Origin of the sequence: Sphingobacterium sp. UBA2610 (assembly GCF_002339225.1) — a bacterium.
Lineage (GTDB): Bacteria > Bacteroidota > Bacteroidia > Sphingobacteriales > Sphingobacteriaceae > Sphingobacterium > Sphingobacterium multivorum.
This window is the reverse complement of record NZ_DDKA01000012.1, coordinates 16,948-39,106: the sequence shown is the minus strand read 5'-3', so window position 1 is coordinate 39,106 and position 22,159 is coordinate 16,948. Positions and strand designations below refer to the sequence as shown.

The following is a 22,159-nucleotide window of genomic DNA, read 5'->3' as shown; positions in this document are numbered from 1 at the left end:
TTCTATAAAAATAGCGAAACATACGCTCGGCCAAATCTCCCCTGCCTTTATTGCTCTGAATCTCTACATGGCAGAGTACGAACTGTTCGCGGCCATCCTTTAAAAATACCTTCACAAGCTTGTCTACATAACGGACTCCCCTGCCGTTGTTACGGATTTAATCCAGACAACTTTGCCAGCGGCAAAGCACATGCCGTTCAGCTGGAAAAAGAAGTGCAGAACTTTCGGCTGAAAGGATTGCAGCTCGACGATATGATGCGTCTAAAGAAGGTAAGCCAAACCATGAAGGCCGATGCAGCCGGCCTGAAAGCCGCACAAGATCTAACGGCTATGAAAGCGTCGTTTTCTGCAGTCACACAATCCCTATTTACCATTATGGAGACGATGAAATGTACCGATGAGGCGATGTACCTGCAGTATTGCCCTATGGAAAAAGGCTATTGGCTAAGTTACGACAAGACGATAGAAAATCCGTATGCAGCGTCGATGCGCAAGTGTGGTGAGCTGGTCAAAGGAATGGCGAAAGCCGATTACCCAGAACCCGTAGCCTGCCATTAATTTCCGCACAAACGCGGTAATCTCATACAGATCAGGAGCTGTCCAAATAGATTGGGCAGCTCTTTACAATACAATTACCCAACAGAAATTCAGAAGCGGTTTTAACATTATCACTCCATGGTCGGAGCAGGTAGCGGTAGAAAAAAGATTACATGTCGTTAATTTCTATGCTTGATTATACCAATAAAAATAATGATGTCAGCCCGCGCGTTTTTACACTGGAAATCGCGTCAGAGCAACGAATCGCAGCAGCATCTCAGCCTCAGCCCGTTCAAAGTGTAGCACCACAGGAATCGTGGACTGTTGTCGAAGACGACAACCGAACCATAGATTGGTAATGTCGAAGATCAAATTCGATGCAGATATACGATTTTTTCACCGCGGTTGATATAATCTATCTATTTTTTTGCTATTTTTAGATACACAACTTTTTACTGTGTATAAGTATACCCATGAATCTATATGCTTAGTGTAACTACCGAAAGATCCGATTTTGACCGGGCCATATTCGACCTAGTCCCGCTACCCATGTGGATCTATGACCTACATACATTACGTTTTCTTGCTGTAAATAAAGAAGCCATCCATCACTACGGGTATAGCGAGGAAGAGTTTAAGCAAATGACAATCAGAGATATTCGCCCGCAAGAGGATATACCGAAATTGGAGGAAGCTGTAGAAAGAACCAAAAGCCGGCTAAAAAAATTTAAGAAAAGTATTTTTCGGCATCAGAAACGTGATGGCAGTATTATGTATGTACAGATTAAAGGCAACACCATCAATTTCAACGGCATTCAAGCCGAAATCGTTACCGCCACCGAACTGACCGAGCTCTATGAGAAAGAACGCAACTTAGACAAGGCCTACAAGGAGCTTTCATTCAGTGAGAAAAGGTTTCGATCATTAATCGAAAATGGTCGGGATCTTGTGGCCATTATCGACCTCGACGGCAAATACAAGTATGTAGCCCCTACATCCACTACCGTTCTGGGGATGGATCCTGAAGCCTTTGTGGGCAAAAATGCCTTTGAATTCATCTATGAAGATGATGCTCGCCAGGTCAAGGCGCAGCTCGACAAAATGAAGGTATCGAAGTCGGCTTCCATTGGCGCATATCGGTTTCCCGATGCAAACGGCGATCTGCGTTGGTTTAAAACCGAATTATCCAACCACCTAAACACGCCCCTTATTGAGGGCATCATTGCTAATACGCAGGAGGTCACCGCCGAAATCAAAGAGAAGATCGTCAACGATCTTTTTACCGAGCTGACCTTAACCTTTGCAAAGTCTATTTCCCTGATATCCTCACTAGATCAAGCCCTTCAACGATTGGTGTTGCTTCCCAAGATACGTGTCAGCGAGATCTGGTTGGTCGCTCCAGACCACAGCGAGTTACACCTTGTGTCAAAATCGTCGCAGCAAAGTAAGTTCGCGCTATTTCACCAACAGACGCAGGAATTGACTTCCTTTAAAGAAGAGGACGGGCTCGCAGGTAAAGTATGGAAAGAAAAAAAGGTGGTTATTTGGGACGATCTCGGCGCAAATAAAGATTTTCTACGCGCAGAAGCGGCCAGGGCGGTGGGTCTTTCCACGGGAATCGGACTACCGATTATGTATGGCGATGAATTTCTGGGCTGCATCGTATGTTTTTCGACGTCTGCGCCAGAGAATCTTGTCGAAAAGATAAATTTACTGACCAATGTCAGCGAAAAGCTTGGCCCACTCGTCAAACAAAAAGTGACAGAAGAAGAGTATCGTTCTATTTTCAATATTTCTTCAGATCCGCTGTGCATAATTGGTTTCGATGGTTATATCAAAAAATGCAATAAAGCTTTCAGCCAAGTGCTGGGTTATCCTACAACATATCTATATGCTACCCCCATGTTTGAACTCATCCATCCCGAAGATCGAGAGCGTTTAGAAGAACGGTTATCGTTATTGATGAGCGGCCATAACACCGAGCGTTTTTCGGGTCGGTTTTTAACATCCTCCGGTGATATGAAATGGTTGCAATGGTCGGCTACTGTAGCAGCAGAATCCAAAACGCTTGTTGCTGTCGGGAAGGATATCACCAAACAAAAGCTTGCCGAGCACGCGTTACAAACAGCTTATGAACAATTAAAGACAGCCCAAAAAATTGCTAAGCTCGGGTACTGGTTTAGAGCTATAGATTCGGATGTCACGGAATGGAGTGAGGAGATGTACAAAATTTATGAGTGTTCGCCTAGCACCTTTATCCCCAGCTTAGAAAATATCAAGCAGACTTTGCAGCCCAAAGACCAGCATATGCTCGAGGATGATCCTTTATTTCACGTAGAGCCTGGAATTATCAAAAGCTTTGAGCATGAAATCATCACCTTATCGGGAAAGTTGAAATGGGTGCATCAAGAAGTGCGATTAGTCACTGATGAAACGGGTAATACGATTAAAATTGAAGGCACAATACAAGATATTACAGCTTCCCATCAGGCTATGGATCAAATAAAGAAACAGAACGAAACCCTCCGTGAAATCGCCTGGCTGCAGTCTCACAGTATCCGCGCTCCACTAACACGGATCATGAGCCTAATTTACCTTTCAAAGGAATTAGATGGCGGCGGAAAATCTACTGCTGAAATTATGGATCTGATTATGGATTCCGCAAAAGAATTAGATGCGGTGATTGCGCAAATCACCGTTAAAACAAACCTTATTCATCATTAAAATGGAACAGATACTACTTATAGATGACGACGCTGTCATCAATTTTGTACATACTAAAATCATTGCTAGTGTCTATCCCGATGCGACTGTGGTCATTTTAGAAAATGGAAAGAAAGCGGTGGAATACATACAGCAAAATCAACAAAATTCCTATCTCGTCTTCTTGGATATCAATATGCCGATTATGGATGGCTGGCAATTTCTGGAAGCGATGCAAGATTTTCCCAATAAGGACAACTTGCGCATACATATGTTAACCTCTTCCGTAGATTTAAGAGACCAGAGTCGCGCAGCAGACAACAACATGGTGCTTTCTTATCTTTCAAAACCCTTAACAAGAGATGTTTTACGATCGATACCCGTTCAACAGTAGCTGGCATTAGGTAAGTAGTCCATCAACTATTACGCACTTAAGGCAATACCACCTTCATTGCCGGCAACAATAGTCTGACACAAAATCCAGGTTATTAAAGGGCGTAAAAAACCGATTTAAACGAATAGAGCCCAGTCTGATTTAGTAAACAGGCTGGGCTCTTCAATTTTACGCTAAACCCTTCGTTTTAAAAAAGCGTATTTTTGCGTTTTTATTCAACAATACATGTATTTTCACAAAAAAACCTCTAAAAAATTTTAAAAATTGCGCTTTTATGCTATATTTGATATAAAACATATACAAACCGATTTCTAACCGCTATAAATTTTTATGAAATAGCACAATATTTATGTTGCCCAAGCACCAGGTGTATTGGCAAAACCTAAGTTGAACGAAACTAATCAAACAACAATTTTATTATGAAAAGAAGTATGCTCATACTAGTGAGTTTACTGAGTACGTATGGTGTCGCCCTGGCCCAAAAAATCGTTACCGGTAAAGTCTCTACGACAGATGGATCGGCATTAGGCGGTGTAACAGTTCTCGAAAAAGGGAAAAACACCCAATCCATCACCAACAATAGTGGCATCTACAAGATCACGGTACAAGAAAACGCCACCTTAATTTTTAGACATGTCGGTTATAAACAGATCGAAAAAGCGCTTTCCGGCCAGCAGGTCCTCAACGTCAGCCTATCAGAAAACAGTTCCTCTTTGGACGAAGTCGTTGTCACCGCTTTCGGCATCAAGCGTGATCGTAAAACCCTGGGGTATTCGACCCCTATTGTCGCAGGGTCAGATGTATCCGAAACACAGCGTGAATCGTTTTTCCAGGGCCTCCAAGGTCGCGTACCGGGTCTTTCTATCAATAGTACAAGTGGTATGCCGGGTGCATCTGCACAGATCGTACTGCGTGGCTTTGCCTCTATCTCTGGAGACAATAATGCACTCATTGTAGTCGATGGCGTCCCCATCAACAATTCCACATTAAACGAAAATGATCTCGCCAGCAATGGTGCCAATAGGGATCTAGATTATTCTAATCGCGCCATGGATATTAATCCAGAGGACATCGAAACCTATACCATTCTGAAAGGACCCGAAGCTACAGCTCAGTTTGGGAGCCAAGGTGCCGGCGGCGCTATTTTGATCACCACAAAAAGAGGCAAGGCCGGTAAGTTTACAGTCAATTATTCCTTATCTGGACGCGTTGAAACGGTAAATAAATATCCCGAGCGACAATATGTGTATGCACAGGGTACCAATGGTACGTATTCTGGGACCTCTGTCTACGCTATGGGGCCAAAATATCCTGAAGGAGCTACCCTCTACAAAGACAATGTCAACAATTTTTTCCGCACCGGGTATAACCAAAAGCATAACCTCTCCTTTGAAGGTGGTTCTGAAAAAGTGACCTACCGCTGGTCCAACGAATACAGCGACAATACCGGTATTGTACCAAATACAAGCTATAAACGCTTCTCAACCCGTCTCAACGGAACAGCTAAGTTTAACGAAAAGCTTGAATTCAACACCTCTTTCAATTATATCAATACACAGAACGATAAAGCCCGAAAAGGAAATACAGGTTATTTGATTACACTAATGCGCTTCAACCCGCTGTATGATGTACGCGACTGGATTGACGAAAAAGGGAATCGTGTACTCCACAATTCAGATATTTACAACGAGCTCGACAATCCCTTTTGGGATGTATACCGCAATACCGCTAATGATGACGTAAACCGCATTCTGGCCACTTCCAATATGACGTATCGCGCAACAAATTGGCTAAGTCTAAACGGCATCATCGGCATCGACTTCGCCAACACACTGGGCCAAAGCGTTTACCATCCGCAATCCTACTCCGGATCTGGATCTTCGACCAATGTACGCAACGGATCCATGAATGTGTATCAAGTTAATGGCCGTGTGCTATCAGGATCATTCATGGCTACGGCAAATACAAAAATCGGCCGTGATATCAGCTTTCGGGCAAACTTGGGAACTGAATTTAAAGATTATAATACCCTCACCAACTCACAGTATGGCGAGGACTTTTACGATCCCAACTTTTACAGCATCAACAACACATTCCCGAGTACGCGCCTGGCAAGATCTGTTGCCAATAACTTTCGGACAGTTGGATTTTTGGCACAGGCTGGATTTGGATATCTTGACAACCTGCTGTATCTAAATTTAACCGGGCGACTGGATGCAGCCTCCCGAATGATGCCCAATAATCCGTATTTTGGCTATCCATCGGCTTCGTTGGCCTTCAATTTTTCAGACTTGTCTTTCTTCAAAAATAAAGTGCAATGGCTCAGCGACGGAAAATACCGCATCTCTGTGGGAACAACGGGAAAAGCGCCCTTTAAAAGCTATTACACTTTATCTAATCTCGAGCCCAAGCTATCCACAGGTGGTGGATTTGCCTATGGTGTGAATGGCGGAAATCCCGATCTGAAAGCCGAAAAAACCCGCGATTTTGAAACAGGACTCGAATTTGGCTTTTTTAAGCGCCGGCTTACATTTGATTTCAGCTATTTTAACCGTTTAAGCACCGGGCAGATCATTCTGCCACGACTGAGTTATGGCTCAGGCTTCATTTTACGGATGATGAACGGCGGTGAAGTCAAGACTTACGGTACCGAATTGCAAGTCAACGTCAACCCGATCAAAAAAACCGATTTCAGTTGGGACATGACCTTTAATTTTACCCAGTACAAAGGAAAAGTACTTTCATTAGCGGAAGAATTGCCCGAACTTTATGATTCTGACACCTGGGTACTGAGCGGCGTAAGGTCTTCGGTCATGCCGGGCTATAGTATCGGTACCTTAACTGGAACACAATTTAAGCGAAACGATCGCGGAGACATTTTGATAAACCCTCAAACCGGTCTACCCATCGCCGGCACCGACAAATATTATCCTATTGGAGATCGTATTCCTGACTTCACGCTGGGCATTGTCAATAAGTTCAACTACAAAGATTTTTACTTCACCTTCTTATGGGACCTCCGCAAAGGTGGCGATGTGCTCAATGGACTGGATTATAGGCTTTATACCTATGGGCAGTCTGTTAAGACGTTAAATCGGGAAAACCCTCGGGTGATTGAAGGGGTACTCGAGGACGGACTCGAAAATACAGCCAATCCAACAACGAACCGTATTGCGGTAACCCCTTATTCAGCTTCAACCTACTATATGACCAATATAGAACCGCAGATGTTTATCGAGAAAAACATCTATGCATTTAGGCTACGCGATGTTACGCTCCGCTATGCACTTCCCAAGCATCTCACAAAGCGTATTTCGCCACAAGCTGCATTAAGTGTATTTTTTACCGCTACCGATCTTTTTCTTTTTACGAATTATACAGGACTTGACCCGGAAAGCAATAGTAATACGGCCGGCCTTGGCGGCATCGGCGGATATGGTATAGATTACGGAAACATGGCTAAGCCAAGAGGCTTCAATTTTGGTCTTAACTTGAGATTTTAGGAGGAATATATCATGAAAACAAAACTTTATATACTCATCTTTTCAGTCCTTACCGGATTGAGCAGTTGTAAAAAATACCTGGACATCAATGAAAATCCGTCCAACCCGCAGCTAGTCAAAGCCGAATTGCTTCTAGCTCCGATTATCTATCAGATGGCCAATGGTTATGCCAATGACCAACGGCAGATGAACAAATTCAATCAAACCATCTTGGGCGCGAGCACAGACGAATCCTCCCGGATCTGGGAACGTCATGGTTTCCCGCAGCAAAGTGATGTTGGCGGTGTGATGTGGCGTATGGTCTATTTTGATCATGGACTCAACCTGCAGCTGATGATCAACGATGCAATAGTCAATCAAAAATATGAATACGCCGCGATCGGTTATGCCGTAAAGGCCTGGGGCTATCAGATGCTCACCGATTACCACGGCCCGATTATTCTCGATGAAGCCTTGCGTACACAGCAGTTATCTTTCAAATATAATGACCAGCCCGAAGTATATGCTAAAGTACGTGTATGGTGTGACTCGGCTTTATATTATCTGGATCAAAAAAGCCCTGTCGATTATAGTGCCAACCTGAATTCAAAAAAAGGCGATAATCTATTTCGGGGAAATATGGACCGCTGGCGAAAGTTTGTCTACGGCTTAAAAGCACTTCAGTACATTCACTTGGTGAATAAACCTGATTTTAAGGAAAAGTATGCCGACTCTATTGCCTATTTTGTGGACCGCTCTTTTGATTCACCGTCCGATGATGCAGGCGTTAAATTTGACGGCGACAAATCCGAAACAGCCAATGTGGTAAGCTCCAGATTTGGTCTTTACACCACATCTTATTATAACAGGGCAGGCAAGCCGATCGTACGCTACCTCACCGGAGGATTGCGCGGTGAACCTATTGAAAATCCAAAAATATCGACAGACCCTCGTCTATCGCGTATGTTGATGATCAATAATCCTGTTGACAGTATTTACGTCGGTGGTGAGCCAAATGTATCCAATACCACCGTTCCAAACATCCTTGGAGACGTCAGTAGCGGCGTGGGCAAATTTATCTTTAGGGACGCAGCTGATTTTCCGCTGATGACCTACGCGCAGCTGCAAATGGTCAAGGCCGAAGCACTATTTATCAAAGGCGATGCAGCAAAGGCCTATGAGGCCTATATCAAAGGTATCTATGCCCACATGAACTTCGTCAATAAGTACATCAATACCACCAACGAAAAATCCATTACTGCTGTTGAAATAGATAATTACATCAAAGGAGGAGAAATACCGCTATCTGCTGCTGATCTAACCCTAGCCGACATTATGGGACAAAAGTATATTGTCCAGTGGGGATGGGGCGGTTTAGAACAATGGTGTGATTTAAGGAAATATCATTATAGCACCGAAATATTTAAACAGTTTATTCCATTGGCCGGCAGCCAGCTGACTTACAATGATTATTGTTACCGCGTCCGGCCGCGTTATAATTCGGAGTACGTATGGAACGCTTCAGAGCTTGAACGATGGGGCGCCCTAGAGCCGGAGTATGTGATTAAGCCCACCTGGTTTGTCACTTCAACTTATTAACGGATTAAAGAAAAAATTATGAAGAATTTCAAAAAAATAGTATTTCTTGCTTTAGGTGCATTTGCCCTATATTCTTGCGAGAAGTCCATTCAAGACTTTGGAAAAGTAGAGTTTCTCGGCCCCGATGATGTCATCGTGAAGATCAACATGGCTTCGATCTATCCGGACGACCGCTATATGTATGTCAAATTTGATGGGCAGCGTGTCACCTCGCGCATCCGGGGACGTGAACCTTTTCCCGGTGGCGGTTACAATACACGCGGGGACTCCCGGCCTGATTTTTTAAAGTGGAAATCCGGGAACGTCAAGGTACAGGTTGCCCTACCCCATAAAACCGATGACGGGCGCGATTCTATTATTTTAGCGGAATCATCCGTCAGCCTGGCTGCTGGCAAGCGCTATACCATCCATATTACCGATACGGCGCAGCAGACAAAAATGGTCTTGAATGAAGAGGATCTTTCCCGGCCAGACAGTACGCAAGCAAGATATCGCTTTACCAATCTGATGCCCAATGTTCCATCGATCGACCTTTACTATGGCGCCGCGGCCACTGGAAGCGCAACTGCTATTGCGATTCAAGATTCGCTTGTCGCAAAAGATGTAAAATACCTAGAGACCAGCCCCTACTTTCAACTGAACCGTATTGCGACACGGACATGGAAGATCCGCAAAGCCGGATCACCTGTAACAAATGGTACAGTAATCGCCTCTTATAGCAATGCCGGAGCGATACTTGACCGCAGGTCGTATGTTGTTTATGCCTTAGGCTATGATGGATTTACCAGTACCATCATGAAGCCCTATGTTTCATTTTTCTTAGTTCGATAGATATGGAAAGAAAAACAATTTTTAGTTTTGCCCTGCTATGCATATTCTGTATGGGTATAGCTAATTCGTGCAAACAGAGGGATGATTATCCCTCCTTTGATGATAAGGTCGTAGAAAATCCGATCACAGACACAATCCCCAATGATACACAGATGGAGGCGGTCACCAAAACGATTACGGAACGGACTGACCTGATCAAAACGTTTCTGGTCGATTCATCCGTCAAAGTCACGGATGGACTTACACGCACCCATATTCGTTATCTGAATAAACTCGATCAACGGGTCAGCTTTCAATTGCTAACAGTAGACCTTTCATCCAAAGCGGTATCCCCTTCAATTATGAGTGCATTTGACGATTATTTATATGTTAGTCAACCAATTGGCGATATGGCAAAGTATAATGAACCGCGGGCGGGGGGGCAGATTCTATCGGCTATCAATGCCGCTTTATCTACGACCTACTCTTACATTAAAAATGGTCGGCAGATCAATGTATCGACCAGTAATATAAAAACCAAAGAAAAGACCAGGCCTTTCTTTGCCATACGCAAAGATGGCTCGCCTTATATTGGCAATTGTCCCGATACCACCAAGTTTACTTTTGAGCCTTATGATTTGAATCAATTTAGCGGACTGGTATCCGGTACCAACTGGGTTCGTTACCGGGGTTATAACGTTTTGACTACAGCAGCTATTGTTCAAGCGGTAACAGCCATTGGCCTGTCCGCAGACAATAAAACGATGTATGCCTTGGTTGTTGATGGTGGCGACACAAATTTTTCAGTTGGCATCAGTTTAAATGATGTTTCTGCTTTGATGGGTGCTTTAGGCAGTCATGATGCTTTTGTATTAAACAGTGGCACCACCAGTGTTATGGTCCAGAAGACGATCACCAATGACCAATTCAACCCCGTGGTCTGGAATACAGTATCTAAACCCCTAACGGCAGGCGGATCCGCAAGCATCAGTGGTATTGGATTTGTGAAGCGATAAATCGTTTTTAAAAAATCAGCTACTCTACATACAAGTTGGAGTAGCTGATTAAATCACTACCCTTCGCCATGCCATCTGCTGAACGTTTAGTCATGCCTTGACCCGTCCTAAAATTATTTTTGAGCATGTACTAGACATAGATGAGCATTTACCTGCATAAAAAATTCGCTTTAAGACAATTTAGCTCCTTGCTATCATAAATTGCGATCGCACTAGGGAACTGAAAACAGACAACAGAAAATTAGCTGCAATTTTCATATACGCTAATATAATTAACCCGTTGTGCATTTTAAATAATGCTTATTTTTAAATTGTTGATATTCCTATTGAATATATTCTTTTTGATGTACTGAACGACTGTCATTGCCGTAATCTTTGTCAGAATTCTGGTCTTAAAACCGTCGAAAGATTTGGCGTAATTACGTCTAACCATAAATTGGTCGCACATCTGCGAGAACAATGTCTCGATCCTCTTCCTTGATTTTTTATACAAGCTGAATTGAGGTTTATAGCTTTTTTGATTGTTTCTCTTTGGCGTATCCAACCTGATGTTGGAGGACTCGAAAAGGTCCAGCTGTATCTCCGCTGACAGATATCCTTTGTCTCCCAGCAAAGTGCAGTTACCTAGCTGATCACCCAGATTACCCAGATAATGAATGTCATGCACATTGGCAGCTGTAAGGTCAACCGATTGAAAAACACCTTTTAACGAGCATACAGCGTGGAGTTTATGCAGCGAAACAGCTGCGATCACAGGAACTCGTCTACACCATCAGCGATCTGGCTTTTGTTTGTGGTTTTAATTCTAGAGCTTCTTTTTATCGCAATTTCCAAACTGAATTTGGCTGTTCTCCCCATCAATATCGCTTAGGTTGTCTTTCAATGGTATGTGGATAAATTTGAATTGTCTCAATTTGTTAGGGCAATTTTATTTTTTTCACAAAAGAAATGTTTTCTTTTGTGAAAAAAATAAATTTGTCCCCTCCTAAGGGACATTGAGCTTGTTTTATTATGTAGTAGGCTTATTATTAATTGTTTATATCTTATTTCTTGTTGTGTTATCGCTGAGCGATAAATTTATCCGCGATGATATGTCCTTTATTTGAGACATGCTATTCCAATCGATTGATTATCTTCGTCAATAAGTTTTTATGTCTTTGACAATGAATCTATTCGTATCCGAATGGATGTAAGTTAGAAAACTGAGGACTATTTATCAACCCAGAAAAAGAAGATTATGTATTATGATTTTTATCTGTATTATTTGAGCTACCTGAGCTCTCTTTACAATGGATATCCCTTAATTATTCGAATGACCTTGGTGATGGTTATGTTGTTGGTAGTAATTATACTATGTGGCATACTGCGCTTACTGTTTATAGGGTATAAAATAAATCGGGAAGAATGGCGAAAGAAAAAAACGAAACAACATTTTGAGGAGAAACTGGATTTTGTTATGCGTAACAAAGCGAACTATGATGTCGAGGAAATCCAGGCTCTTCTGGACTATGATGTAAGTAAAGTGAAAAAGTGGAAATGGGAGTTAGTGACCGATCTTGTTCTTTCGGTCAAAAATACGGTTGAGAAGGCAAGTGCACTTAATGTTATTAATTATAAGAATTGCCTTGAAGCGTTGGGATTGACGCGTTTTTGGGAAAAGCGTATGCGCGTTGCTACCATTGACCGTCGGCGTGAAGTCTTACAAATCGTGGGTGAAATCGATAATGGAGTGAATAGTGGAGTGCTCTCCAAGTCAACATTTCATAAAGATATCCAACTGCGTAAGGCAGCCCGTGACCTGTATACCAGCCAAGATACCTATAATCCATTCCGATTTATGGAGGAAAATTTTGATGAAGCTTTCACTCAGTTGGATAAATTACGTCTCCATGCCACATTAATTAAAAAGTCAAATGAAGGTAAATTGCCCAATTTACTTCGCTGGATTAATAATTCAAAAAATCCAAATTATATCATTTTTGTGCTTCGTGAGATTGGTTTCTTCAAGCAATATGAGGCTTCAGCAACTTTATTGACACTTCTCGATAAACAGGAGAATAAGGATGTGCGGGCACAGATTGTAATGACACTTGGAGAACTCGACTATTTTGAATGTGCACCTGTGCTAATCGATAGGTTCGCCTTGGAGAATAGCAGTGTCAGAGAAGCTATCATTAAAGCGATGGGTGGTCTGAGAGATGAACACACGTTGGCTTTCCTTGTAGAGACCTATCAGTCGACAGCAGATGTAAATATCAAATTGCTTGTGGCGCGTTCTATTAAATGTCATGGTGAACAGGGAAAGCAGAAACTTCATCAGCTCAAAGAAGACGCTCGATCTGGAGCCAAGGAGAAAGAACACCTGCTGCTGGATCAGGTGTTTTCGGAAAATATTGTCGTATCAGCCTAAACTTTTAGAAAAATGGTATACTTCTTCACTTATCTTATTTATTTTTATGCAACTACGCTTGCTATTTTCTATATAGCATTGCTCGTAATGAGCTATTTTAAAACGATACGTTATCGTTATTCTTACACAAAAAGAGATGAACATTATCTAAAAAACTTTCCGAATGAGGCGCCAGGAATATCTATTGTTGCGCCAGCATTCAACGAAGAAGTGATTATCTCTGATAGTGTCAACTCTCTCTTAAATCTCGATTATCCAACCTTTGAAGTAATTATTGTTAACGATGGTAGTAAAGACAAGACCTTAGCGATTTTAATAGACGAATTTGAACTTGAAGAAGTTCCTTATTATTATGTCTATAAAGTATACTGTAGGCCTGTTCATCGCATATTGCGATCCAAAAATCCGGCTTATAGTAAGCTTATTGTGGTCGATAAGGAGAATGGTGGAACAAAGGCGGATGCAATGAATGCAGGTGTTAATATGGCTCAATACGCCTATTTTATCAATACTGATATTGATTGTATTCTTGCCAAAGATACCCTGAGCAAAATTATTTTGCCTGTATTGGATAGTGAACAGCATGTGATTGCAGTCGGAGCGACCATGCGTATGGTGAATAGCTGTTCGATAGACAAAGGACAAATTACACATGTAAGACCACCAAAAGGCCTTATTCCACTTTTTCAGGAAACAGAATATCTCCGATCTTACCTGGTAGCCAAAATGGGCTGGTCGATGCTCAATGCTATTCCAAACGTATCCGGCGGGTTTGGTCTCTTTGATACTCAAGTGGTGACCTCTGCAGGCGGCTTTGATTCGGCTTCTCACGCCGAAGATATGGATATGACCGTGCGGATGGTAGCCTATATGCGGGAAAACCGAAAGAAATACAAGATTGCACAATGCCCATATAGTCTCTGTTGGACAGAAGGACCACCAAATATAAAAGTGCTGAATAGGCAGCGTACCCGATGGGGACGTGGTATGTTACAATTCATTATCGATCATCGGAAATTCTTCTTAAACAAGGACTATGGCCGGCTTGGATTGCTTATTATGCCTTACATTGTCTTTTTTGAATTTCTGGCTCCAATAATCGAGTTTACTGGATTTTTATTCCTATTGTTTTTATTGTTTACGCATCAGGTCAATTTTGATACATTTTGGATGATGTTGCTTTATGCATACCTCATTGGTCTCTCTGTATCTATCATTACCGTATCGTATGATCTGGTATTGAATAAGCTTTACAAAAACTTTTGGGAATACCTCAAGCTCGTGCTGTTTTCGGCATTTGAAGCTATTATTTATCATCCTTTGGTCGTGGTTTTTACCCTTAGAGGATACATTCAATATTTAACTAAACGAAATTTCAAATGGGGACAGATGACCCGTCAAGGGTTTTCGCCTTCAAAAAATGTTAACGCTGCCAATAACAATGTTTAAGAAGTTTACATACGCCAGTCTTTTTATAGGAGTTTCTGGCGCTTTACTGCTGGCAAATCCCAGCTATGCCCAAAGGGCCGGAACGACAATTGAACGAAATAAAGATGCCAACGAAATTAATGAACTCTATAGCCAGGGAAAGTGGGAGGAGGGAAAGAAAAAAGTCGATGAATTTCTTCAAAAAAATCCCAAAGATTCAGATATGCGGATGCTGCTCGGGAAATATTATCTTCATCGGCAACAGTACGATAAAGCGCGATATGAGCTTGTAAAATCACTTGAATATGCTCCCGCAAATGTGGAGTCCAAGCATATGCTTGTTGCTGTGGAGACCGAAACACAGCGCTATTCGAGCGCGATCTGTTATATCAATGAACTATTGGAAGTTAATCCTTATTGGAAAGGCTTGTGGCGTAAGAAAATTGAATTGTATCGGACCATGGGCAACCAGGTCGAGGCAGATCGCTTGTTGAAGCGTATCGCCCAGATTTACCCAGAGGATAACGAACTTAAATCGGATCAGAATTATCTCCTGGAGAAACGTAGCGCAGAAATTAAAAAATCAGGCAAGCTTGATCAATCCATTGAAATGGGCAAAAAATTGATCGAAGATCAACCTCGAAAACAGGATAGTTACTTTTCGATTATCGATAACTATATCAAGGCAGGCGATTTTAATAATGCACTGATTTACACCGAAAGGGCGCTAAATCAGTTTCCCCGTGATGCTGCCTTTGTGCAGATGAAGATTGCAATATTGGAGCATCAACAACGATATCCTGAAATCCTGACATTTTTGGATGATCAACTTAAACATGGCGGTAGTGGCAGTTTGCGATCGCAATACAATTATTTTTTGCTTGAAGCGGCACGAAGTGCTAAAAATAATGACCCAGCGAGCTTATACGGAAAAATATTTGATGGCGCACCTGGAAATAAGGAGGCTTTTGATTATGTATATAATGACCTAATAGCAAAAGAGCAGTATGAAGGTGCTATTGTTGCTTTAAGTAAACATCGTCGTAGTGTAGGCGGGAGTAAGGAGTTAGACATGAGAGAATTGGCGGTGTACAAGCGTATGGGGAATCAAGCCAAAGTATCAACTTTGACGAAAACCTATTTTGCAAAATATCCCGATGATACCGATCTACGTGAATCCTATGTCACGCTCACTTTACAGCAGGCGAAAACGAGTTTTCAGGATGGAAAAATTGCGGTAGCCATTAGTGATTGGAAAGATGTCATACGTTATGGGGATGATGCATCGATAGCGATAGCGCAACAGGGATTGTACAATGCTTATGTGACAGAAGGTCGGTATAAGGAGGCGAATGTTGTTTTGGACGATATTCTTCATGACGAGCCAGGCGATGCAACACTGCTGTTAAAGAAATCGGATCTGTACAATAAACAGGGACGCTACGATCAAGCGCTTTTGATTTACGAACAGGTGTTGGGTAGCGCAAATGAGGAAGAGCGTCAGCGTTTGTTGAGCGGCTATAGTGACATCATGATACCACGCGTCAAAAACCTACTTGAAGCGTATAAACTCACTGAAGCGCAACAGTCTGTCGACAGGTGGCTCACCGTTGATCAATATAATCAAGATGCACTGCTTTATATGATCAATATCTGTTATCAGCTGAAAGACAACGACGCCATGTTGCGTTATGCACAGATTGCCGAAGGACAATATGCCGATGATGTCGCGTTTAAGATAAAACTCGCTGAAGCAATGACTCATAAGGTAGAGAAACTTGCGGACTCTTGGGCGCTTTTACATAGCCAGGTAAAACTCAATCCCTTCCACATACCTCTGGTAAATACCTTCACAAATACGACGGAAGAATACGCTGGACGCTTACTAAAGGGAAAGGAGCATGAGATGGCCTTGAACGTCATCGACACTGCATTGCACTACAAAGACAACAAGGCGCTGAAATATATGAAAGGCCTAGCTTACGAGGGACTAAAAAATTACGATTCGGCATACTATTATCAGAAATTTTATGAACCCTCACTGCTGGAATTGGATGATTTCAAAAGCCACCTCAATTATTTGGGGCAAAAATCTTTCCATAATACGGTTTCAGTATCGCATTTAAGGGCTAGGTTTGGTGATGACTATGCCATTTCAACGATCTCTACAGTCGATTATACCCGACTAAATGCAGACGGAAGCACTTACACGGGGCGGATAAATTATGCTGGTCGAGCTGAAGGCAAGGGAGTTCAAGGGCAATTTGAATGGGAAAGACCATGGACAGCAGATTTGTCCAGTCGCTTGGATGTCGCTTGGGCCAATAAGTATTTTGCTAAAATTGCCTTGAATGCTGCCGCAATTTATACCTGGAAACCCTCTTGGGAAGCCGAGGCGGGATTGGGTTTTCGGAATTTCTATACCAAGCAAAATTTGTTTAATCTGAATCTCGGAATCAGCAAGGAAATCGAGGATTTTCGCCTTAATGCCAAGTTGAGCAATTTGTATCTAAATAGTGCTGGTCAAGGGCGATATCTCTATAGTCTGATGGGAAAAGCGCAGTACTTTATGAATAGTCCCAAAAACTATGTATTAGCCATGGGAAGTATTGGTAACTCACCCGATATTGACTTGTTGGACAATCAATTCTATAATAGCTTTAATTTCTTCAATGCGATGGTAGGAGCTGGATTGGGACGGTCTATCAGCCGCAATATTGGTGTGAGCGCAATTGGTACCTGGTATAATTTCCAAACGGGAAAAGAGCTGGACAACAGTGCTTACCGAAATTTATATAATCTATATCTTCAGTTAAATGTATATTTTTAAGGTCGTCATATTATTTATTTTACAAATTTTGCTGTTAGTCTGCGCGGGGGAGGGGAGTCCATTCAAGTTTGAGTCGCCACAGCTCACCATAACATCCAATGGTGATAAAAGCAGTCGTAATGCGGCAGATTATTTATACTATCACCTAAAAAAACGTATTCAAAATAGAACGACCTTTCAGGTAAAACGTTCGGATCAGATCAATCATCAGGGAGTAAACACGGTGTACCTAGAGCTTGTTCCGGATTTGGATTCCGACTATGAAATCCGTAATGAGACAAATCGACTTTCTATCTATGGACGCGAGTATGCTACACTATGTTGGATTTCCTACCTTTTAATTGATCATTTTTCAAATTTCCATCAGTTGAATGTCGCTGACCTGCCACCCAATTACCTGAATTTTAACAGTCATAAAGGGCATTTTGCGATGCAATACCGCGAGCCGCATTTACCATCAAATCTGAACGCGGACTATGCGGGGATACTGTTGACCAAGGCTACAGATCGCGACTGGGGAATTTGGGGGCATAATCTAAAATGCGTTTTTGGAAATAGCATACCGACCAATTCCTATGCATTGGTAGACGGAAAGAGAATAAATGAGCAGTATTGTTTTTCAGCACAGGAAACCTACAATGCGATTAGTTCATATATACGAGATCAATATGGCGATGGAACAAAGGGACCAGCCCATTTTATGATAGCTCCAAATGACAATGACTTCGTTTGTACCTGTAACGACTGCCAAAAAAAGGGGAACACGAAAACCAGTGCCACTGCAGCAGTTGGCGATCTACTTAATCGGCTGGCACAGGAATTCCCAAAACACTATTTTTTTACCCTCGCTTATCGATCCACTGCCGAAGCGCCGAAAAGAAGGTTAATGGAGAATGTTGGTGCATTTGTTAGCACGATCGACTTACCTAAAACTGCGGTTCTCGATTTGAATTCGATTGCTGTGTCTAGTTTTTCAATATTGGCGAACAATTGGAAAACAAAGGTGAGGCATCTGTACAGTTGGGATTATGTTTCAAATTTTGACGACTATCTCACGCCATTTCCGGTCATGGAGCGTGTAAAGAAACAGCTGCCTTTTTTTAATAGCCTTGGCATTGATGGGCTATTTCTAAATGGTAGTGGCTATGATTATAGCTCGTTCGAAGATGTCAAAACTTATGTATTTGCCGCCTTAATGATCGACCCATCGTTGGAAGTGCCGCAATTGATAACAAACTACCTGCAACGGTTTTATCCAAATACTGGAAAATTGCTGTCAAATTACTTAATTGGACTGGAGCGTAGCGCCCTTAAAAGAAACCACCCAACGGATGTGTACTCCTCCTTTCGCGAGGCTTTACGGACGTATATTGACCAGGAAGAGTTTTTTCATTTCTATGAGAAATTGATCCAATTGAATAAGTTCACCGTGGGTAATGAACGGGAGAGAATCGACAAATTATTAACGGCATTGGCCTATACCAAACTTCAAATTCAGTATGCCAGCGCAGGAAGAATACTGGGCGATATGAAAAGGATGCCACAGTTGGAAACCAATAGCGATAACAAAGAAGAGACATTGGATAGACTGTCTGCTTATACAACCTATGCTGACCTGAAGAATTACAAGGAAGAGGATGGAGCAATTCATAGGTATATCCAGGATTGGAAAGCGTTTGAGGAAAATTCCTTCAAGCAGAATGACTTTGCGCAAGCACAAGCAACAGGGTTAATATCGAAGCAAAGTTGTGAAGACAGTTATTTATTAACTGATGGGTTAGACGGTTTTGCGAGTGATTTTAATCAGGGCTGGTTTCTAGCGGGTGAAGATATCGTGGTTGACGGTATCTTCCATAATGAATCTGGGCGAACAAAGAGATTTACACTACGTTGCCTGGTGAATGCCAATCATCGAATGCTAGTGCCAGATCATGTTGAATTCTTTTGCAATAGCCGCAAAGTAGCAACTTATACCGCCGATGATTTTGAATTACAATCGGGAGTTGCTGTGTTGGAAAGGGAGGTCGAACTGGAGAAAAATGTTACGGTTCAACTAAGAATATACAAGAGTAAGGATATTAAAAAATCAGTAATTGCCTGTGATGAGATACGGATATATTAAAAATGCAATTTTCGCAGCTGTTATGCTGCTATTTGGGTCATGTATGGATATCGCAAACCGTAAGACCAGTATAGAAATTGAAGATAATGAGCGGCACTATTATCCATTGCTAGCCGGCCAGGAAAAAGATCTTTCTTTCAACTTGAAAAATACAGGTAAGAATCCGATGATGATCACTGATATCATTACTTCCTGTGGCTGCCTGAAAGTTGAAGAAGGGTTAGGGGCATTTTCCATCCCCCCAGGTAAGGAACGCTTATTGACATTCAGTTACAATAGCGCAAAAAATGTGGGTTACGTCAAACATTATATTACGTTATACGGAAATTTTGAAAAATCACCCATTCGCGAAATAATCTTTGATATCAATGTGGTGCCGAATGCGATGTATACGAAAGATTATGAAGAGCTCTATAGTGAAGAGATCCGGGCGCAGGGTGGATTGAAAACCCTCGTAGACGGTGCAGAAAATAATAAGGGATATTTTATGGATGAAGATTTTAATAAGAGCATTCATGACAAATAGCTTTGGGCTATATCGTTTTAGATGTAATTCCTGTTAATTATTAGTTTATAATACCTTAGTGATGTCAGTCATTATCGAGATGACAGTTGTCATTTTTAACAAAAATTTAAAATATAATTATTTTATTTTTACAGCTAATAAAATAGTACCAAAATCCTTGCTCCATTTCGAGGAGCTGTTTTAGTGATTAAAACTAGTCGTTGAGATTACTTATCCAGTTATTAGCCACCCCATAATCTGTAGGATTTTCCGTAGATTCAATAGAGAGCGTCCCCCCTTTTCTGAGCTCATCGTGTGTTATCCATAAACGCCCTAAATCCTTACCATTGAGCAGGATTGATTTAATATAACGCTTTTTGTCACTCGCATTCGGCACCTCAATGACCAGCGGATTTGAACCATTACCTAGAATAATCCGTTCAAAAAAAGGTACGCTAACATAGAAAATAGGCTCACCGATCAAGGGTTGTTGCAATCCGATGGCCGAAAGTACCCACCAGCTGGACATCGCGCCGGCATCGTCGTCCATCGTCCGCACAAAAGCCTTGGGCTCATTTTTATAAATCCGATCGATATGTGCTCCGATTCCTCGGCTATTGTCGTTGAAATAATATTGAATGGTGGTATCCAAAGCGATGCGATGTATCCATTCTTGATAACGCCAAGGCGACTTGCTCGCATTATACAAAGTCAGTGATTGCATGTCCGGTTCATTCGCCCTGTTGAAATAATAGCCGTCATAAAATTCATCTAGTTCCCGCAGAAAGTCTTCCTCGCCACCTGCGAGCTGCTTTAATCCAGCGACATCGAAGGGTACATTCCATCGATATTGCCTGATTGTGCCCTGATACATATCACGCGCAGACATACGATCTACATCCCGTTTTGTCAGATCTTTAAAATCTTTATTCCAAATAGTTCGATATGACTTTGCCCGTCCCAGGTAGGTCTTGCGCTCCTGCGGAAAAAGTTTGGCCATTGCCCACATATCATAACATGCTTCAAGGTATTTGTCCGGTTTCTTAAAATCAAAGCGGGCGGTATCACCTACCAAGGAGTCTCTAATACCAGCAAGATCAACCTCATATCCCTTTCTGACCGCATCCAGCAGGATCACTGCGGCATGCTCTGTCCGGACTGAATTGGCAGGTTCATGCGGGCCAGCAAAATCATATTTCCCATAACGATAAAGGTCGGCTATAGACGTGATGATGCCTTGATACATATGGGGATCTAGCAATTCCAGAAGTGGTAATTGTGTTTTGTAATTGTCCCAGATGGCCCAGCCGTGGTAACGTTTCTCTTTTGAACGATGCATTTTTCCGTCTGTTCCCCAAAAATCGCCCTGCGAGTTGCTGATACTATAGGGAGATTGCAAACTGCGATATAGTAAGGAATAAAAAAGATCTACTTTATCCGGATCGCCCTTTACTTTGAGCCCTGAAAGGGAATTTTTCCAGCGATCAGCCGCGCGTTTTTTTATGGTCTCAAAATCTAGCTTAGCGTATGCTGAGATCGCCATTTTTGCATCATTTTTACTCACAGCCGAAAAAGCGATATTAATATCTGCGACTAAAGCTTCCTCTTTTAGATCCACCCATATCTTATTTCCTTCTTTTCGCCATCCCCTGGCTTTAGGAATCTCCAGCGCATAATAAATAGTATAGACACCAACATGGCAGGTCGTTTTCGCACGCATTTTACCTACAAGGAGATTACCCGCTTGAATAAATTCATTGTCAACAAAAGCTCCATTGAAAGCATGTTCCAAATCAATAAAAAAACCTTTTCTCCCCGCGGGAAAGCTATAGTGTTCCCGGCCAAAATCATTATCAACAGCGACTTCAACTTGAATGCCTTCTGCTGTATTTACCGTATAATAACCCGGGCTGGCCTGCTCAATGACTTTATTCAAAGGTTTTGTATCATTTTCTATAAATGGTTTAATCAGGATCAATCCTCCACTGCCCATACAGCCCACCCCCTCCAGGCGATTGTGGGTAAACCCCTTAATTTCTTTGGCCAGATACTCGTATCCTGTATGCGTTGTAGGATTAGTATAAGGTACGATACTCAATTGGTGAAAAGGAGAGGACGCTGCCGGCGAAAGCTGGCCATGGTCACCGGAAGATCCTAAGAAGACATTCACACGTTCGGTTTGCGCTCCAGCAGCAGCTGAATAACAGAGAAGCAAAGAAAGCAGCAGTTTTTTCATTTATAGTCCATTATTTTTTAAGTTCTGCTTTCAAGCAGCATAATCCAATCAAACAATCCCCGTTTAATGACTAAAGCACTTTGGAAC

Annotated in this window: 15 protein-coding genes and 1 pseudogene; 14 read left to right on the top strand and 2 right to left on the bottom strand. The window is 42.1% G+C overall.

The window, feature by feature from the left end; all coding sequences use genetic code 11:
• Window positions 1-213: 213 nt before the first annotated feature.
• The 8 genes from B4Z47_RS08880 (at window position 214) to B4Z47_RS08845 (ending at window position 10,541) form a co-directional block, all read left to right on the top strand.
• Entirely contained in the window at window positions 214-558 is a 345-nt protein-coding gene (locus B4Z47_RS08880) for a hypothetical protein (protein ID WP_286727217.1), read from the top strand.
• Window positions 559-710: 152 nt separating this feature from the next.
• Window positions 711-896, top strand: coding sequence for a hypothetical protein (locus B4Z47_RS08875; protein WP_286727216.1), 186 nt, complete (start codon window positions 711-713; stop codon window positions 894-896).
• A gap of 124 nt (window positions 897-1,020) precedes the next feature.
• Window positions 1,021-3,261, top strand: coding sequence for a PAS domain S-box protein (locus B4Z47_RS08870; RefSeq protein WP_286727215.1), 2,241 nt, complete (start codon window positions 1,021-1,023; stop codon window positions 3,259-3,261).
• Between the two features lies 1 nt (window position 3,262).
• The gene (locus B4Z47_RS08865) at window positions 3,263-3,634 is read left to right on the top strand and encodes a response regulator (protein WP_286727214.1); all 372 of its coding nucleotides are present in this window, start codon (window positions 3,263-3,265) and stop codon (window positions 3,632-3,634) included.
• A gap of 419 nt (window positions 3,635-4,053) precedes the next feature.
• Window positions 4,054-7,137, top strand: coding sequence for a SusC/RagA family TonB-linked outer membrane protein (locus B4Z47_RS08860; RefSeq protein WP_286727212.1), 3,084 nt, complete (start codon window positions 4,054-4,056; stop codon window positions 7,135-7,137).
• 12 nt (window positions 7,138-7,149) lie between these two features.
• Window positions 7,150-8,715 (top strand): SusD/RagB family nutrient-binding outer membrane lipoprotein, encoded by a 1,566-nt coding sequence (locus tag B4Z47_RS08855; protein ID WP_286727210.1) that lies wholly within the window; start codon window positions 7,150-7,152, stop codon window positions 8,713-8,715.
• 18 nt (window positions 8,716-8,733) lie between these two features.
• Window positions 8,734-9,546 carry a DUF4397 domain-containing protein gene (locus B4Z47_RS08850; RefSeq protein WP_286727208.1) on the top strand — a complete coding sequence of 271 codons (813 nt, stop codon included), beginning with the start codon at window positions 8,734-8,736 and terminating at the stop codon, window positions 9,544-9,546.
• Between the two features lie 2 nt (window positions 9,547-9,548).
• A complete protein-coding gene (locus tag B4Z47_RS08845; RefSeq protein ID WP_286727207.1) occupies window positions 9,549-10,541 on the top strand; it encodes a phosphodiester glycosidase family protein in 993 nt (330 codons plus the stop codon).
• Between the two features lie 289 nt (window positions 10,542-10,830).
• Here the strand turns inward: B4Z47_RS08845 and B4Z47_RS08840 are convergent.
• Window positions 10,831-11,274: pseudogene (locus B4Z47_RS08840) on the bottom strand (IS982 family transposase); the annotation flags it as partial.
• Here B4Z47_RS08840 and B4Z47_RS24710 point away from each other — a divergent pair.
• The 6 genes from B4Z47_RS24710 to B4Z47_RS08815 all read left to right on the top strand — a co-directional run bounded on the left by B4Z47_RS24710 (window position 11,232) and on the right by B4Z47_RS08815 (window position 19,857).
• Window positions 11,232-11,438: an AraC family transcriptional regulator gene (locus B4Z47_RS24710; protein WP_376782403.1), complete on the top strand. Its 207-nt coding sequence runs from the start codon at window positions 11,232-11,234 to the stop codon at window positions 11,436-11,438. The pseudogene B4Z47_RS08840 and the gene B4Z47_RS24710 sit on opposite strands and share 43 nt — an antisense overlap.
• Window positions 11,439-11,778: 340 nt before the next feature.
• The gene (locus B4Z47_RS08835) at window positions 11,779-12,951 is read left to right on the top strand and encodes a HEAT repeat domain-containing protein (protein WP_286727206.1); all 1,173 of its coding nucleotides are present in this window, start codon (window positions 11,779-11,781) and stop codon (window positions 12,949-12,951) included.
• An 87-nt stretch (window positions 12,952-13,038) separates the two neighbouring features.
• Entirely contained in the window at window positions 13,039-14,400 is a 1,362-nt protein-coding gene (locus B4Z47_RS08830) for a glycosyltransferase family 2 protein (protein WP_286727204.1), read from the top strand.
• On the top strand, window positions 14,393-17,209 hold the full coding sequence (locus B4Z47_RS08825; protein WP_286727203.1) for a tetratricopeptide repeat protein: 2,817 nt from the start codon (window positions 14,393-14,395) through the stop codon (window positions 17,207-17,209). The genes B4Z47_RS08830 and B4Z47_RS08825 overlap by 8 nt, the downstream gene beginning before the upstream one ends.
• Window positions 17,196-19,331, top strand: a complete 2,136-nt coding sequence (locus tag B4Z47_RS08820) for a DUF4838 domain-containing protein (RefSeq protein ID WP_286727201.1) — start codon at window positions 17,196-17,198, stop codon at window positions 19,329-19,331. The genes B4Z47_RS08825 and B4Z47_RS08820 overlap by 14 nt, the downstream gene beginning before the upstream one ends.
• A gap of 43 nt (window positions 19,332-19,374) precedes the next feature.
• Entirely contained in the window at window positions 19,375-19,857 is a 483-nt protein-coding gene (locus B4Z47_RS08815) for a DUF1573 domain-containing protein (RefSeq protein ID WP_286727200.1), read from the top strand.
• A 193-nt stretch (window positions 19,858-20,050) separates the two neighbouring features.
• On the opposite strand, the gene B4Z47_RS08810 is transcribed toward B4Z47_RS08815, so the two are convergent.
• Window positions 20,051-22,072: a glycoside hydrolase domain-containing protein gene (locus tag B4Z47_RS08810; protein WP_286727199.1), complete on the bottom strand. Its 2,022-nt coding sequence runs from the start codon at window positions 22,070-22,072 to the stop codon at window positions 20,051-20,053.
• Window positions 22,073-22,159 lie beyond the last annotated feature (87 nt).